Annotated in this window: 12 protein-coding genes; 3 read left to right on the top strand and 9 right to left on the bottom strand. The window is 33.3% G+C overall.

The genetic code is table 11. The features are described from left to right. Nucleotides 1-12: 12 nt before the first annotated feature. Nucleotides 13-2,403 (bottom strand): penicillin acylase family protein, encoded by a 2,391-nt coding sequence (locus tag ACNQF6_RS09935; protein WP_417965460.1) that lies wholly within the window; start codon nt 2,401-2,403, stop codon nt 13-15. A gap of 162 nt (nt 2,404-2,565) precedes the next feature. Here ACNQF6_RS09935 and ACNQF6_RS09930 point away from each other — a divergent pair, with 162 nt between their 5' ends. Continuing rightward, nucleotides 2,566-3,207, top strand: coding sequence for a flavin reductase family protein (locus tag ACNQF6_RS09930; RefSeq protein WP_417965458.1), 642 nt, complete (start codon nt 2,566-2,568; stop codon nt 3,205-3,207). A 3-nt stretch (nt 3,208-3,210) separates the two neighbouring features. Beyond that, entirely contained in the window at nt 3,211-4,743 is a 1,533-nt protein-coding gene (locus ACNQF6_RS09925; protein WP_417965456.1) for a cryptochrome/photolyase family protein, read from the top strand. A gap of 77 nt (nt 4,744-4,820) precedes the next feature. Here the strand turns inward: ACNQF6_RS09925 and ACNQF6_RS09920 are convergent, their stop codons facing one another. Further along, nucleotides 4,821-5,243, bottom strand: coding sequence for a YMGG-like glycine zipper-containing protein (locus tag ACNQF6_RS09920; protein ID WP_417965454.1), 423 nt, complete (start codon nt 5,241-5,243; stop codon nt 4,821-4,823). Between the two features lie 101 nt (nt 5,244-5,344). Next, the gene (kynU, locus tag ACNQF6_RS09915; protein ID WP_417965452.1) at nt 5,345-6,619 is read right to left on the bottom strand and encodes a kynureninase; all 1,275 of its coding nucleotides are present in this window, start codon (nt 6,617-6,619) and stop codon (nt 5,345-5,347) included. 177 nt (nt 6,620-6,796) lie between these two features. On the opposite strand from kynU, the gene ACNQF6_RS09910 reads away from it, so the two are divergent. Further along, nucleotides 6,797-7,531 (top strand): SIMPL domain-containing protein, encoded by a 735-nt coding sequence (locus ACNQF6_RS09910; protein WP_121340894.1) that lies wholly within the window; start codon nt 6,797-6,799, stop codon nt 7,529-7,531. A gap of 330 nt (nt 7,532-7,861) precedes the next feature. Here ACNQF6_RS09910 and queA read toward each other — a convergent pair whose 3' ends face one another. The 6 genes from queA to ACNQF6_RS09880 form a co-directional block, all read right to left on the bottom strand. Beyond that, the gene (gene queA / locus ACNQF6_RS09905; protein WP_282713097.1) at nt 7,862-8,911 is read right to left on the bottom strand and encodes a tRNA preQ1(34) S-adenosylmethionine ribosyltransferase-isomerase QueA; all 1,050 of its coding nucleotides are present in this window, start codon (nt 8,909-8,911) and stop codon (nt 7,862-7,864) included. A gap of 186 nt (nt 8,912-9,097) precedes the next feature. Beyond that, nucleotides 9,098-10,327 carry a 3-phosphoshikimate 1-carboxyvinyltransferase gene (gene aroA, locus ACNQF6_RS09900; RefSeq protein ID WP_417965450.1) on the bottom strand — a complete coding sequence of 410 codons (1,230 nt, stop codon included), beginning with the start codon at nt 10,325-10,327 and terminating at the stop codon, nt 9,098-9,100. Between the two features lie 106 nt (nt 10,328-10,433). Next, on the bottom strand, nt 10,434-10,760 hold the full coding sequence (locus ACNQF6_RS09895) for a nucleotide pyrophosphohydrolase (RefSeq protein WP_035668323.1): 327 nt from the start codon (nt 10,758-10,760) through the stop codon (nt 10,434-10,436). Nucleotides 10,761-10,765: 5 nt separating this feature from the next. Further along, complete coding sequence (locus tag ACNQF6_RS09890; protein ID WP_417965448.1) at nt 10,766-12,757, bottom strand: DUF3857 domain-containing protein; 1,992 nt, start codon at nt 12,755-12,757, stop codon at nt 10,766-10,768. A gap of 4 nt (nt 12,758-12,761) precedes the next feature. Then, the gene (locus ACNQF6_RS09885; protein WP_417965446.1) at nt 12,762-14,786 is read right to left on the bottom strand and encodes a transglutaminase family protein; all 2,025 of its coding nucleotides are present in this window, start codon (nt 14,784-14,786) and stop codon (nt 12,762-12,764) included. 4 nt (nt 14,787-14,790) lie between these two features. Further along, nucleotides 14,791-16,701 carry a DUF3857 domain-containing protein gene (locus ACNQF6_RS09880; RefSeq protein ID WP_417965444.1) on the bottom strand — a complete coding sequence of 637 codons (1,911 nt, stop codon included), beginning with the start codon at nt 16,699-16,701 and terminating at the stop codon, nt 14,791-14,793. Nucleotides 16,702-16,704: the final 3 nt, after the last annotated feature.

Here is a 16,704-nt window from a genome sequence, read left to right as displayed (position 1 = left end):
ACTTTAAAACTATTAATTTTTACGTGGAATAAAAATCAATTTTGTTGAAGTTCTAACAATCTCCTCCTTGTTCAGCATCATTCTTCTAAATTTTCCTGCATTGTAAAGCTCCGCTTGATCACTGTAATGCGCGCTTATAGGATTCCCCGATTGCCCTGTAGGAAGGACACTCCAGCTATTTTCTATATCCGAAAAATCAATAATCCTTCTTGTTGATGGGCCTCCTTTTACGATATAATTTCCATCATCGGTAAAATCAAAAAACAAATTATTAATAACTTCCGTGGAACCTGAAACTTCAAAAGGGCCCACATTGAAAATTCTTCTTAACGCAGCCACTTTACCCAATGGATGCTGATGTTCTACCGTATGCACTTTATTCCAAGTCCAATTAGCTACCGCAGTCCCCAATTGTTCTTCTAAAGCTGTAATCGACTCTTTAAACGATTGTGATATAATTTTGCTTCGGGTTTCTTTTTCATTTTTAGTATTGACATTATCCCACCAAAGGGACGTTGCATTAACAATTTGCTTAGCGATAATTTGCTTCATAATATGTGTCCCTAAAAATTGCTTGAAATTAGCGGCGCCAAGTTCATCCTCGAAAGTATTTTTCAAATAATTAAAAATCCATTTATTATAAATCGTTGGCGCAACATCACTAAGGTTATTCGAACCTTTCCATTCTTTCAAAACTCTCAAAGCTTTTTTCTCGTTTTCAGAAAGTGATTTCTCGTCCACATTTGACATTAACTGCTTCACTACTTCCGGGGCAACAGATGATGTATTATCAAAAATCATTTCCCCAACAGCAGTTTTATCCCAATTTGATTTTGGTTCTAATAACTGCGTAATTCTTTTTGCTCTGTCTTCAGGAAGGTAATAACCTGGATATAAAAACCCATCTATAGGTTCCGGCTGATTATTCGCTGAATATACATAATTCCATTTTGGATTTACTGCCGAAGGATTTTTGGAAAAATCCAAATATTCTTTAATATCATCTTTACCACTGGCACCATCCAAAATAAAATTAGGATTTACGCCCGCATTATGCTTATATAATTTTCCCGTTGCCCACCAAGCCACATTTCCTTTGGCATCACCATACATCACATTCAATCCTGGCGCTGCTATTAAACTGACCCCTTTCTGGAAATCGGCTTTACTTTTAGCGTGCGAAAGTTGATAAACAGCATCCAGAATTTGTATGGGTTGTTGTGTATAAATCCAAGACATTGCAACAGGTTTATCTTTCATTAAACCATCAATCAAGTCATTAACAACCGGCCCGTGGCGAGTCACTTTTACATTCAAAACCACATCAAAAGAATCTTTTACTTTTATTGTTTTTTTTCGAATTTCATATGCACTGAAACCACTAGGTGTCTTGTAAACATTTGAATCATTTGGATTATTCTCCTCTTGGTACAAATCAATATCATCATTCTCAAACATTGTCAAACCATAAGCATACTCGCGATTATGCCCCAATAAAGGATACGGAGTTCCAGCTAGATAACAGCCATACAATTCAAAATCTGGCGTTACAAGATGTGCTTCATACCAAGTTCCCGGTTGCGAAAACCCAATGTGTGGATCATTAGCAAAAATAACTTTCCCGTTTTTAGTTTTCTTTGGAGCAATAACCCAACTGTTACTTCCTATAAAAGGAGAAATTGGAGACTGCTCCAAAATCGAGGCTACTGACTTTGAAATAGCACTATATTCTTGAGATGTTTCTTTCGCATTTTTAATTCGGGTGGTATTAAACGAACCATCAATCCCAAAATCTTTGAGATATTCCATTCCGTATTTATTTCGAATATTAGTCAATAACGGATCTGATTTTTGAGCCATTGCAAAACTAAAAGACATGTAACCAAAAATATTGTAAACGTCTTTAATCGTAAATTTCTCTTTCTTAACCCCAACCAAACTAAACTCTATTGGCGTTGTTCCTTCTTCTAAATATTGATTAATTCCATCTAAATAGGCCATGGTCAATTGATAACTAGGACTGTTTTTATCCAATGATGCAATCGCTTTTGCAGATGCTTCTTCAATTCCCAATCCAGCAAAGAATTTATCGTTTTTAAGTGCCACCGAACCAAAAATTTCTGATAATCGTCCTGGTGCAATGCGTCGCATCAATTCCATTTGCCATAATCGATCTTGGGCATGCACATAACCCAAAGCCATCATCGCATCTTTTGAATTTGTTGCATAAATATGTGGAACGCCAAACTCATCAAAATAAACTGTCGTTTCTTTTTGAATGTTTTTCAGTTGCAATTTGCCCTCATATTTTGGTTTTAGATAAAACCCATAAATAATTAAAGCTACCGCTAAAACGGCTACTACCGAAAGTAAAGCCAGAAGGACTATTTTAAGTTTTTTCATATTTAAATAAATTGATAAACAAATATATAGGATTTGAAAATGATTTAAAACAATTTATTTAAACGAGTGTAATTTTATGTAAATCGACTAAATACAATTATTTTGTTTAATTTATTTTAAAATTAATTAAACAAAAAGTATATTTGTTTTAAATTAAAAAATATGAAACATATTTCTAGAGATGATATTTCTCAAATGGAGAAAGTCGAAAGATTGAATTTAATTAATTCATGCACCGGTTATAAGTCTGCTAATTTATTGGCAACAAAATCCCTTGATGGAAAAACTAATGTGGCTATTTTTAGTAGCGTAACACATTTAGGAAGTAATCCCGCGATGATAGGATTTATTATGAGACCTACTACCGTTCCCAGAGACACATACAAAAATATCCGAGAAACTGGTTATTTTACCGTAAATCACATTACGGTAAATATGATTGAAGATGCACACCATACATCCGCAAATTATGAATTAGGCATATCTGAATTTGACAAAACCAATCTGGAAGAGGAATATAAAAATGATATAGAAATTCCATTTGTAAAAGGAAGTCCCGTGCAGTTGTATTGCAAATACGTAAATGAATATTACATCAAGGAAAATGATACGATTCATGTGATTGCGTCAATCGAAAATTTATTTTTTGAAGAAGAATTAGAACATAAAGACGGCTGGTTACAAATTGACCGAGGAAATGTTGTGGCACTAAATGGTCTTGATGGGTATTGTTTACCTAAATTAATAGACCGCTTTCAATATGCAAGAAAAGAACTTCCAACCACTTCCTTTTTTAAAAAATAAAAAATGACAAAACTACGGCTAATTCTTGGTGATCAGTTAAATTTAGAACATACTTGGTTTCAAGAAAATGATGACAATACTATTTATGTACTTGCCGAAATGCGTCAGGAAACAGATTATGTAAAACATCATATCCAAAAAGTGGCGGCATTTTTCCTGTCAATGAGGAATTTTTACACAACTATAAAAGAAAATGGACATCAAGCGATCTATTTCCAAATTACCGATGTTGAGAATCCACAAAATTTAGAAAAAATCATTGCCGTTTGTATTGAAAAATATAAAATTCAAAAATTCGAATATCAATTACCCGATGAATATCGCCTAGACCAACAGTTAAAAACGATTTGTTCCAATCTAAAAATCGAATCAGAGGCATTTGACTCCGAACATTTTTACACCACGCGTCACGAACTTTCTGATTTTTTTGAGGGAAAAAAATTGTTGTTAATGGAGAATTTTTATCGAAACATGCGCAAAAAACACCATGTTTTAATGGATGGAAGCACTCCGTTAGGCAATCAATGGAATTTTGATGCTGATAATCGCAAAAAATATAAAGGTGAAGTTCCTGTTCCAACCGAAAAAAACTTTCACATAAACGTTTCTAAGATTATAAACCAAATAAAAGAAGCTGGAATAGTTACTTTTGGGAACATCGATGAAAATAATTTCAGTTGGCCTACTTCTCGTGAGCAATCATTGGAGGTTTTAGATTATTTCTGCACTAATCTGCTGAAACATTTTGGTGATTACGAAGATGCGATGCATACCGATGAAAAATTCCTTTTCCATTCCCGTTTGTCATTTGCAATGAATAGTAAAATGCTTTCGCCAAAAGAAGTAATCGAAACCGTTATTTCTTTTTATCATGCAAATGAAACTGAAATAACTATCTCACAAGTTGAAGGATTTGTTAGGCAAATTTTAGGTTGGCGTGAATATATTCGGGGAATTTATTGGAAAGAAATGCCCAATTATGCCCAAATGAATGTCTTGGAAAATACAAATAAATTACCAGATTTTTTCTGGACGGGTAAAACCAAAATGAATTGTATGAGCCATGCTATCAATCAAAGTTTAGACGAAGCTTACGCACATCATATTCAGCGGCTGATGGTAATTGGAAATTTTACGCTACTGACACAAATTCATCCTGACGAAGTAGACGCGTGGTATTTAGGCGTATATATTGATGCCATTGAATGGGTCGAAATGCCCAACACTCGCGGTATGTCACAATATGCAGATGGTGGAATTATCGCCACAAAACCCTATGTTTCTTCCGGAAGTTACATCAATAAAATGAGTAATAATTGCGCCAAATGCCATTACAATGTCAAAGAGAAATTTGGAGATAATGCCTGCCCTTTCAATACGTTATATTGGAATTTTATAGACGAGAAAAAAGAATATTTCAAAGGAAATCAACGCATGGGAATGATGTTGAATTTATTAAATAAAATGAATCCCGAAGAATTATATAAAATCAAAGTTAAGGCAAATGCTATTATTCAAGATATGGATTCCTATTAAACCGAAACATCCAAAAATAAAAAGAGTGCTTAAATTCTATACGAACTTAAGCACTCTTTTTTATTAAAAAAATAAATCTATTCCTTTTTACTTCCGTCTATAATGGCTCCTGTTCCCGCACCAATACCAGCACCAGCAACACCACCAATTATAGCTCCTTGAACTTTTTTCTTACTTATAATTGCCCCTGTTGCTGCTCCAACTCCAGCTCCAATTACAGCACCTTTAGCCGTACTACTCCAACCTTTCTTTTTTGTAGTCGTAGTAGTTGTAGTGGTTGCAACCGGTTGATTGACAACTACTACTTCTTTTTGAGTTTCAATTTTAGTTTCCTCAATTTTAGCCATTTCAACCTGCATGGAATCAATAACTCTTTGTTTTTCAATTTCTACATTCATTGAATCCACAGTCGCTAGTTTCGCTTTTTCAATTTCCATTTTCCCTTGATTTTGACAAGAAACAACAACTGCAGCTATTAGTATAAAATATAATGCTTTCATAATTTTAAGTTTTGTAATTAATGACGCTACAAAGAAACATGTAAAACTATCAATAAACTTTATAAAATTTAAACTAAATTTTATATAATTCTGCGTTTAAACTATTTTAGAATCCCTGATTTCAATATTTGTCCAAAGTGATACATGTCTTCAAAAGAACAATACAATGGTACTGGTGCTAATCGAATAACATTAGGTTCGCGCCAATCCGTAATCACTCCATTTTTCATAAGATAATCAAACAAACTGCGTCCTTCCCCATGCAGCAGCACGGATAACTGTGACGCTCTTTCTAATGGATTTGACGGTGTAATGATTTCGAAAGTACTATCGACTTCTTTGTCTATTTCATGCAGAATGAATTCTAAATACGAAGTAATTGCATCTCTTTTTTGAATTAAAGCATCCATTCCTATTTCATCAAACATTTCCACGGAAGCTAAATAAGGTGCCAAAGAAAGCACTGGTAAATTACTTATTTGCCAACCATCGGCTCCATGAATTGGGTCAAAAGTTTGTTCCATTTTGAAACGACGTTCTTTATTGTGTCCCCACCAACCCGCAAATCTTGGTAACTCCGAATTGTTGTGGTGTTTTTCATGAATGAAACAACCAGAAGCATTTCCAGGACCTGAATTCATGTATTTATAACTGCACCAAGCTGCAAAATCCACATTCCAATCGTGCATTTCCAGTTTTATGTTTCCTGCAGCATGCGCTAAATCCCAACCCACATAAGCACCAGCTTTATGACCCGCTGCTGTTATGGTTTTCATATCAAAAACTTGTCCTGTGTAATAATTAACACCGCCAAATAAAACTAAAGCCAACTCATCACCTACTTCTTCAATTTTAGCCAAAACATCCTCTATTCGAATGTTGTGTTCGCCTTCGCGACGCTTGATTTCAACAATAGAATCTTCTGGTTTGTAACCATGAAAATGAACCTGACTTTGAAACATATATTGATCCGAAGGAAATGCTTTTTCTTCACAAATAATTTTATATCTGGTTTTTGTAGGTCGGTAAAAAGACACCATTAACAAATGAAGATTTACCGTTAACGTATTCATCACAGTAACTTCACTCGGTAACGCACCCACAATTTTACTCAACGGATTTGCAAATCGCTCGTGGTAATCCCACCATGGCTTATTACTGTAAAAATGACCTTCAACGGCGAGATTTGCCCAATCATTCATCACCTCATCTACATAATTTTTAGTGCGTTTAGGTTGTAATCCCAGTGAATTTCCAGTGAAATAAATTACTTTTTTTCCATTTACCTGCGGAAAAATAAATTCATCTTGGTATTTATGTAATTGATCTTGTGAATCAAGTTGTTTTGCAAATTCAAGGGTGTTTTCGAAAGTCATGATTTGTATTTTGATTTGTAAAAATAATAAAAAAGGACCGATAGATAAAAGACTTTTAACTGATTAGTAAACCATAAAAGAGTTAAATTTTAGAATACAAAAAAATAGTTTCAGATTCCTATACGGAATTAAGAAACTACTCGTTATTTAATTATATAGAATTTAAAACTCCTAGCTATGCTTAAAAACAGTTTGAACGTTATTATTATTGCTATCGCCGTGGTAATTTCCTCCTATTTATTTTCGAATGCCTTTCAGAATCGAAATAAAAGCAATGACACGATAAGTGTAACTGGCTCCGGAAAAAAGGATTTCGTATCGGATTTGATTGTTTGGAACGGTTCTTTTTCTAAAAAAAGCGTGACATTGAAAGAAGCTTACGCAGCATTGGATTCTGACCGAGAAAAAATAAAAAGCTATTTATCAGGCAAAGGAATTGCTCCTAATGAAATGGTTTTTTCGGCGGTGAATTTTAATAAAGATTTTGAAACGACTTATAACGAAAACGGAACGACAAGACAGCAAATTTTTACTGGATTTACCTTAACCCAAAGCGTGAGCATCCAATCTAAGGAAGTAAATAAAATTGAAGAATTATCCCGACAGTCCAGTGAGTTAATTAATTCTGGAGTGGAATTTTATTCTTCTCCTCCTGAATATTACTACACTAAACTTGCCGAATTAAAAATAAAAATGATTGCCGAGGCCACAAAGGACGCCAGTATCAGAGCAAAAAGTATTGCTGAAAATGCAGATGCGAGTTTAGGAAATCTAAAAAAATCAGACATGGGCGTTTTTCAAATTACGGGTCAAAACTCATCGGAAGATTTTTCTTATGGTGGTTCCTTTAATACGCAATCCAAAAACAAAACGGCTAATATCACGGTAAGACTGGTCTATCAAGTGAATTAGAATTTAGAATATATGTCAAGTCGAGCGCAGTCGAGACCCCTTGTTGGGTCTCGACTGCGCTCGACTTGACAAAAAATCAGCTCTTACAAATTTACTTATACAATAACTGAAATATAATTTTAGGCTTCAAAAATTGTACTTTCTACTAAAATTACTTTTATACACACAACATCGTGTGAGGGATGGAAGCGGCATCCTTTATTTTCTTTCTTTAAGAAAATAAAGATACAGCGTACAGCCCGACCCTTGGGGCACACACAAAAAAAATCTCGCCATTACTGACGAGATTTTGTTATTTAAAATATGATTATCCCGAAATTTCGGGACAGATTAGATGATTAACATCGCGTCACCGTAAGAATAGAACTTATACTCTTCTTTGATAGCTTCGGCATAGGCTTTTTTCATTAAATCATGTCCGCAAAATGCGGAAACCATCATTAATAAAGTTGATTTTGGCGTGTGGAAATTAGTAATCATACACGTTGGAATTGTAAAATCATGTGGCGGAAAAACGAATTTATTAGTCCATCCATCAAAAGGATTCAAAGTGTTTTGTGACGATACTGAACTTTCAACGGCACGCATAGAAGTGGTTCCTACGGTACAAATACGTTTCTTTTTAGCTTTGGCTTCATTCACAATATCACAAGCTTCTTGAGTAATTTTTAATTCCTCAGAATCCATTTTGTGTTTTGATAAATCCTCAACCTCAACTGGATTGAAAGTTCCCAAACCTACGTGAAGCGTTACTTCGGCAAATTTAATTCCTTTGATTTCCAGTTTTTTCAATAAATGTTTCGAGAAGTGCAATCCTGCAGTTGGTGCTGCAACAGCTCCTTCTTCTTTAGCATAAATAGTTTGGTAACGTTCTGCATCTTCCGGAGTTACGTCTCTAGAAATGTATTTTGGGATTGGAGTTTCTCCAAGTTCTGTTAATTTATTTCTGAATTCTTCATAAGAACCGTCGTAAAGAAAACGTAATGTTCTTCCGCGAGACGTAGTATTATCAATAACCTCAGCGACTAATGAATCGTCATCTCCAAAATATAGTTTGTTACCAATTCTGATTTTACGAGCCGGATCAACTAAAACATCCCAAAGTCTTTGCTCAGAGTTTAACTCTCTAAGTAAAAAAACTTCGATTCTTGCTCCAGTTTTTTCTTTGTTTCCATACAAACGAGCTGGAAAAACCTTAGTATTATTCAAAATTAAAACATCGCCGTCATCAAAATAATCGATAACATCTTTGAACATTTTATGCTCTATAGTTCCTTTCTTACGATCAATAACCATTAGACGTGCTTCGTCTCTGTTTTCAGCTGGATATTCAGCAAGAAGTTCTTTTGGTAAATCGAATTGAAAATGTGATAATTTCATTTGATAAAGTTATGAGTTATAGATTATGAGTTATGTCCTTCGTCTGCGCTCAGGATGACAATCTTAATCCGAGTGTGCAAATATACGATTGTGAGATAGGCGTTGTCAAGTGTTTTGCTGTTTAATTTAGTTTCAAAATTGCAAAGTAACAAAGCAGCAAAGCTTTAGCCCCGTAAACATTGAGAATTAAGAAGCGATTTCAGTCACATTAAAATCTAATTTTTTCATGTCTTCCCAAAAATCAGGGTATGATTTAGAAACTACTTCGGCATTTTCGATAATTATTGGCACTTTTAAAGCTAAGGGGGCAAATGCCATCGCCATTCTGTGATCGTTATAGGTAGCGATTTTAACATTGTGATTGATTTCATTTGAAGCCATAAGCGTCAAGCTATCATTAGTCACTGAAATATTGGCTCCTAATTTTGTTAGCTCAATTCTAAGTGCTTCGAGTCTGTCAGTTTCTTTAATTTTCAAGGTATGAAGCCCCGTAAGATGGCAACCAATTCCTAATCCAAGGCAAGTAACCACTATCGTTTGGGCAATATCTGGCGTATTATTTAATTCTAAGTTTAAATTTTCGGGTTTAAAACCCACTTGTTTTGTAAGCGTCATTTTGTTTTCTTCAAAATGCGTTTCAACTCCCATTTGTTTGTAGATTTCCACCAAAGCCGAATCGCCTTGTAAACTGGTTTCTTTATAACTGGTCAATGAAATAGTGGCATTTTCAGCCAAAGTAGCTAAACTAAAAAAGTAAGAAGCAGAACTCCAATCGGATTCTACAGTCATTACTTTCGATGCTACTTCTTCTTTTGGATAAACGGTAATTACATTCCCTTCGAAACTGGTTTTAATATCCAAATCATTCAACAAAGCCAAAGTCATTTTGATATAAGGAACTGAAGTAATCTCACCTACTAAAGTGATTTCGATACCGTTTTCCAATTTTGGCGCCACTAATAACAATGCCGATATGTATTGACTGCTTACATTTGCAGGAATAGTAACCTTAGAAGCTGTGATTTTTTGTCCTTTGATTCGAATAGGCGGATATCCTACTTCTTTTTCATAGGAGATTTTCGCCCCCAATTGCTCTAGCGCTTCCACCAAAACTTTTATTGGACGCTCCGTCATTCGCTGAGAACCAGTCAAAACTACTTCTCGACCTTCGTTTACAGCAAAATAAGCCGTTAGAAATCGCATAGCCGTTCCCGCATGATGAATGTCAACTATTTCCTCGTTTCCTTTCAATGCTTTTTGCATTACTTCACTGTCATCAGAGTTGGAAGTATTAGCCAAAGTAATATTTGGAAAAAGTGCTTGTAACAATAATAGTCGGTTGGTTTCGCTTTTTGAACCGGTAACTGCAATTTGAGCTTGTAAATTAGAATGGGAAGTTTGTAACAGTAAATTCATGTTTTTAATTATGAGTTATGAGTTATAGCTTAAGCTTTCGACTCAAATAATTTAAGGACGCAATTTACCACTACTCATTCACAATTCATAATTTACAATTCACAAATTATTTGAGTTTTTCGTTGTTTTTGTGACGGTCTTTGTCACGAATAGACTTTAAATCCATCTTTTTATCGAAAGCAGCCTGCAAATCGATTCCTGTTTGATTTGCTAAACACAATACCACGAAAACCACATCGGCTAATTCTTCGCCTAGGTCTTTATTTTTGTCGCTTTCTTTTTCAGATTGTTCGCCGTAACGACGTGCTATGATTCGAGCCACTTCGCCTACTTCTTCTGTAAGCTGTGCCATATTGGTCAATTCGTTAAAGTAACGAACGCCGTGTTCTTTTATCCAAGTATCTACGTCTAATTGGGAATTTTTTAGGTTCATTTTTGTTATAGTTTTTTAAGTACTATTTTTTCATTTTGTTTATCAATAATTTTTTGAAAGAAATCTTTTAAGTCATCATAATAATCTGCTGTCAAAACAGCAACATTCATTTCTTTCGTTATTATGATTTGAATTCTGTTTCCTTCAACCTGTGTATTAATCGTAAACAATACAACTTTGTCTTCCATTGCAATTTTCATTGTTTTTGGGGTAGACTCAACAATGTAGCCCTCCGGAATTTCAAGATTTATATTGTATTTTTCTTGCTTAGGATAACCAAAATAAATAGGCATCAGTCTTTTTTCCTGAACAAAAGGATTTTTATTTAGAGTAAAAAACAACATTGGATTAATAAACATCTTACCGCCTATAATTTCACAGAGATTAGCTGATGTAAAAGTAAAAGTTTCTAGTGTAGGTTTTGATAAATCTTTATCCTTATTTTCTATCTCATAATCACTAATTTGGATTCCCCCCAAATCATTTTCTAATTTTTCTAAATAATCCTCTTTCTTTTTTTGAGCATTTTTTTCTCTAAACCCATACGCTTCATAATCGGTATTTTGAACTCTGAGTTTACCTGTAATTTGACCCAGTCCATCAACTTTTGTCATCAAGGTATAATTGACCTTAGAAGCTAATTTTGGAACCAAATTAATTTCTTGAGAAGTCTCATCTTGTTTAATAAGTCGGCCAGTCCAGTTTAATATATTGAACGGCAAAATATTTTGTGTCGTATATTTATGCGTTGCATCCAATAGAATTTGTTTTCCATCTATTTCTGCCGCAGCAATTACATAATTAAAGACTGTCCTATTAGGAAAGATTGGAACCCCGTGTTCTATTGTACTTATCAAAACTGGATTAACATTTATTCCTGCAAGTTTTAACATTGCAATCAAAATGAAATTTATTTCAGCCACGTTACCTGTTCTATCTGCATATGCTTTTTTCACTCCTTTATCAGTGTAAAACCCATATTCTTTATTCCAGTTCATTTTGTTTTGAATAAATTTAAAGATAACATCCAGCTTCTCGTCTTCAGAAACAACATTTTTAAGTATTATTTTAACATCTTGAATAAGATAAAGCTGTTCATTCAGTTCCTTTCCGAAATTTTTATTTTCGAAAATGGTTTTCGCAACTCCTTCCCAAGTTATTGCATAATCTTTGACTGGTTGTTCAGGAAAACGAGTTCTTTCTAATTCATTATAAATAGATGATCTGTAGTTTTCAATATTATCTATATATCCCTCCTCTTTAAGTGCAGGAATGTTTTCAGCAAGATAAACACTGTTAATTTGCTTGTAACTAATAGATGCCGATTGGTTGTGTCTATTTTCAAAACTCTGAGAACCATTTACATATTTTGCTTCTGCCTTAATCTTCACATAGCCGGTCAAAATTGGTTTGTAAATAAAATATTCTGGGATTTCTGTTGCATACTCTGCATAGTTAACCGGAATATCATATTGTATTTTAAATGTAGGAAACTTAACGATTCCTTCTGATTTCAAAATATATTTGAACTCAAGTACGGAACCTACTTTAACGTTAGGCATGCTTATAGATGCTTCGTTCCAATATTCGTTCACATTTTTCTTAAAATTGCCTTCACTGTTTAATTTAGTTTTAACAATATTGCCGTTTTCAAGATTATAGGTTACACAATTGGAAAATTTCACAGATTCATCTTTCATATCTTCATAGCCTACATAATAAGGCACTTGAAAATTTGCCCAACTCAGCCCTTCTTTTTTGTAAATTTTGATTCGATATATGTATTCGTGGTTTACCGTAAATCCACTTGTGGCATTATAACTAAAAAAGGTTCTTCCTTTTTTATACAAAATACATGCTACTGCGCTAGTGTCTTTATAGTGCTTTTTTTCTATCAGTTCTGCAGTTGATACTTTACCTAATTCAAAAGTTTGCGATTTTGCCTTCGTAATGAATACAAAAATAAATATCGAAAGTATAACTTTGATTATTTTCATTTAACTACACTTTTTTAAGTACTATTTTTTCATTCTGCTTGTCAATCATTTTCTGAAAGAATTCTTTTAAAGCAATATAATAATCCGCTGGGACTATTGCTGTGTTAATATCAGAGGTAATTGAAATTTGTATTTTATTTCCAGTAGCCCCAATAATATATTTATATGTTCCAATGTTATCTGGCGTAGCAATATTCATTGAAACGGGTAAAGATTCTATAGCATAACCTTCTGGTATTTCTATCATAATATTATACTTATTCTCTATAGGATAACCAAAATCAATCGGATATGCTCTTACTTCCTGTTTAAAAGGATTTACTTTAGTTGACAAAAACAATAATGGAGCTATATAGATTTTTCCATTTATACTTTCAAAATCTTTGGAATCTTTAAAAGTATATGTTTCAAGAATTGGCTTTGCCAAGTTCAAATCATTTTCTCTAACATAATCTGTTATTTCAATAGCATTGTTTTTATTCTCTAATTCTTCCAAGTAATTATCTTTACTTGTTAATATGTTTTTTTGTCTAAAATAAAGCGCCTCATGATCGGTAAGTTGCTTTCTTACTTTCCCGGTAATTACACCATCGCTATTGATAACAAAACTAGTATTTATGATTTCTTTCGAAAGTGTTTTTGGCATCAAGTCCACTTCTACAGATGTTCTATCTTTTCTAATCAACCTTCCAAACCAGTTCAGGTCTCTTAATGGCAAAACATTAGGTAACGAATACTTCTCAGTTGCATCCAATAAAATTAAGCCATCTTGTATTTCTACAGCTGCAATTACATAATCAAAAGCTGTTCTATTAGGAAACAATGCTACTCCGTTAGCACGTGTACTTAACAATACCGGATTAGCATTGATTCCAGCATAACGCAGCATAGCAGTAAGCATCAGGTTAATTTCGGCTACATTTCCTGTTTTATCTTTATATGCTTTTTTCACACCATCATTACAAGAATATCCATAATAATCATTCCACTTTACACTAGATTTAACGTAATTAAAAATAGCCGCTATTTTTTCTTCTTGGGTATTCAACCCTTTGATTAAAGCATTTATATCATCTTCAAAATAACCTGTTTTATCCAATTCAGGCCCAAAATCATCATACTCATAAATTGTCTTTACTACTGATTTCCAATCGACCGAATAGGGTTTCAAAGGCTGATTAGGGTATTGTGTCATTGATAATTCCTGTACCAAACTTGATGTGTAATTATCAATATTATTTACAAAAGATTCTTCATCCATGGCCGGTAAATTCTCTGCCAAATAAGTGGTTCTGGTTTCTTCATATTCCAGTGTACTTTCATAAAATGATGTATTGACATTACTGGAGCTTGTTCCAGCTTGTTTACTTTCCATGTCCAAAAATTTGATTGTTTTTGGTTTTTTCTCTACCGTTACTTTTGGGAAAATGAATCCTTTTTGATTGGTATTATAAATAAAATATTGTGGGATAAAAGTCCTGTACTCTGAATAATTTACCGGAATTGTGGTCTGGAAGCTATACTCTCTCGGCATTCCAATACTCAATGATCGAATTGTGTACTGAAATTCTATTACAGTCCCTTCTTTTACATTTGGCATTGTTATCTTTTTCTGCCCCCAAAATCTATTGATAGTCTCATCAAATATTCCATCACTTTTCAATTTCGTCTTCTCTATTTTTCCATCTAGTAAATTGTAAGTTACAGCATCCGTAAAAGAGATATTTTCTTTAGAATTATTTCCTAAATAGTAGCGCACTTTTTGATTTGCCCAATCATAACCTTCTTTTTTATAAATCTTAATCCTGGTTTTCACCTCAGTTATCATTACAAAACCTTCGCTTTTAGTATATTCAATACTCATTTTTCCCTTTTTGAATAATATCGCCGCTATTGCCGAAGGGGTTTTAGGATGTTCTTTTTCTTCTAATTCCGCAATCGAAACTTTACCCAATTCAAAAGTTTGTGCTTTGGTATTTAAAAAAAATAAAGTAAAAAAAAGAATAATGAAGAGCTGGTTCCATTTCATAGTTTTATTGGTTTTGGGTTAGAATAATTTTGGCATTATCATTTTTTGAAATTTGTTCTATAAAAAGACGATATTCGTCATATTCTTTGTTCGAATACAAACCTTTTTTTACGAATAAGGTTCTTTTATAAACCAGATTAGCGGCATCCGTTTTTATAATCTCAGTTTTATAATTCCCGAATTTACCGCTCAGTTCATAATTTTCAGGTAAAAATTCAGTAGAAAAACCAGAAGGAAGAGTTATAGTTATCTCATCTTCGTCCAAAAAACCTCTTTGTATCTCTAAAGGATTTTTACGGTTTCTTATTCTCTTGACATAAGCATTTGTTTTATTAAAGGCATTAACAACAAATATCAACTTATTTGAGGTAAGACTTCCATAATTCACAGCTTCTATAGCTACATTTTCAGTTAAACGAATCTTATCTTTATCATTAGAAAATGATATTTTATTGATTTTTAAATTATTAATATGTCCCCAATACTCTTTATAATGTGACTCTTTTTCGGTTGGTTGTCTATTTTCAATAAGCGCTTTTTGATTGTATTGTGATCCTTCCGAAGAAATTGTTATTTTTCCAGAGAAATCTCCATTTGCTGATAAGGCATACTCTCCTTTACTAATTTGAGTGTTTCCATTATCTTCATAAACTTTGGTTCTAACAATCTCGCCTCCCTCCGGTTTTATTATTAAAACCTCTCTATCATCTGTAAAAGTACCTTGATATCCAAAGGGATCATCTTGACTGGTACATTCTAACCAAGTGTAATTATTTCCATTTGGAATAGACAAAATAACGTGATTTCCTTGCATAGATACAAAATCAGACTGAATGCTTAGTTTTTTCCTATCTCCGTAGAGAATAGTATAATAAGATGGCACATCTACCACATCTAGTAAGGCCTTAGCATAATTAGTCAATGCTTTACAATCACCATATCCCAAACGATCTACATCACTGGCAAGCATAGGTTTCCATCCGCCAATTCCAACTTGAATACTTATATATCTTACTTTTTGTTGTACAAAATTGTAAATTAATTTTGCTTTTTTAATTGGGTCTTTTTCATCTCCAACAAGGGCCTTGACTTTCATTTTGGTTTCATCTGGTAAATCAGTTGTTCCCAATAAAATTTTATCAGAATACCATTGTCCAAACTCCTTCCAAGTCTTTGCATTTCCGTCTACTCCTTCTAAATGAAACAACTCTAATCCCATCATCACTTTTGGAAAAATAGAACTGTAAACCGGACTGTAATCTTCTTGTTTTTGAGCCAGAATATTGGTAGCAGTATATGAAAGTTGCGTTGCAGTATCAATAGTTTTATCAATTTTGAAATTTGAAAAATTGAATTCCATTTTCTTAAAACCTAAATTATCAGGATATTTTACATTCAAAATACTCTTTTCGACACTTACAAAATATTCACTTGAAGGATACCATTTCGGAATAAAAGCAGTAGTAGAAGTTTCTATCTCGCTATCAAAAACTATTGTAAAGGGATATTGGACGGGAGTATAATCTAAATAAAGATAACGGTTATCCGAGAAAAGGGTACCACCATCAACTGCGCTTTGGTCTTTGAAATCTTTACGCTTAATTTTTTTGATTTCGTTTCCTAAAATATCATAAACAGTAGCTTCGATATTCCTAATATTAGTCCTTTTATCATAACTTTCAATTGCGTCAATTGCGCTAAGACCTTTTTCATTTAGAACCGTAACTACTCTTTTAGTTATGATATTCATGCTTCTTTGTGAAGCAATAACTATGTCTATTTCATTTAGACGAACAACAGCATTAGCATTTTCTTTTAAGCTATCGGAAATATTCAAAGAGTTATATTCTATCTTTTGAGCAAAAATAAAAGAAGTAAAAAACAAAAATAGGAAAGAGATATTTTTAAAAATCATAAA

The organism is Flavobacterium pasteuri (assembly GCF_048286615.1).
In the GTDB taxonomy this organism is placed as follows: Bacteria; Bacteroidota; Bacteroidia; order Flavobacteriales; family Flavobacteriaceae; genus Flavobacterium.
This window is presented reverse-complemented; position numbering and strand designations above follow the sequence as displayed.

Bases quoted from the DNA above. Each gene is read 5' to 3' on its own strand.
- ACNQF6_RS09935 (WP_417965460.1), bottom strand. From the start codon at position 2,403: ATGAAAAAACTTAAAATAGTCCTTCTGGCTTTACTTTCGGTAGTAGCC.
- ACNQF6_RS09930 (WP_417965458.1), top strand. From the start codon at position 2,566: ATGAAACATATTTCTAGAGATGATATTTCTCAAATGGAGAAAGTCGAA.
- ACNQF6_RS09925 (WP_417965456.1), top strand. From the start codon at position 3,211: ATGACAAAACTACGGCTAATTCTTGGTGATCAGTTAAATTTAGAACAT.
- ACNQF6_RS09920 (WP_417965454.1), bottom strand. From the start codon at position 5,243: ATGAAAGCATTATATTTTATACTAATAGCTGCAGTTGTTGTTTCTTGT.
- kynU (WP_417965452.1), bottom strand. From the start codon at position 6,619: ATGACTTTCGAAAACACCCTTGAATTTGCAAAACAACTTGATTCACAA.
- ACNQF6_RS09910 (WP_121340894.1), top strand. From the start codon at position 6,797: ATGCTTAAAAACAGTTTGAACGTTATTATTATTGCTATCGCCGTGGTA.
- queA (WP_282713097.1), bottom strand. From the start codon at position 8,911: ATGAAATTATCACATTTTCAATTCGATTTACCAAAAGAACTTCTTGCT.
- aroA (WP_417965450.1), bottom strand. From the start codon at position 10,327: ATGAATTTACTGTTACAAACTTCCCATTCTAATTTACAAGCTCAAATT.
- ACNQF6_RS09895 (WP_035668323.1), bottom strand. From the start codon at position 10,760: ATGAACCTAAAAAATTCCCAATTAGACGTAGATACTTGGATAAAAGAA.
- ACNQF6_RS09890 (WP_417965448.1), bottom strand. From the start codon at position 12,757: ATGAAAATAATCAAAGTTATACTTTCGATATTTATTTTTGTATTCATT.
- ACNQF6_RS09885 (WP_417965446.1), bottom strand. From the start codon at position 14,786: ATGAAATGGAACCAGCTCTTCATTATTCTTTTTTTTACTTTATTTTTT.
- ACNQF6_RS09880 (WP_417965444.1), bottom strand. From the start codon at position 16,701: ATGATTTTTAAAAATATCTCTTTCCTATTTTTGTTTTTTACTTCTTTT.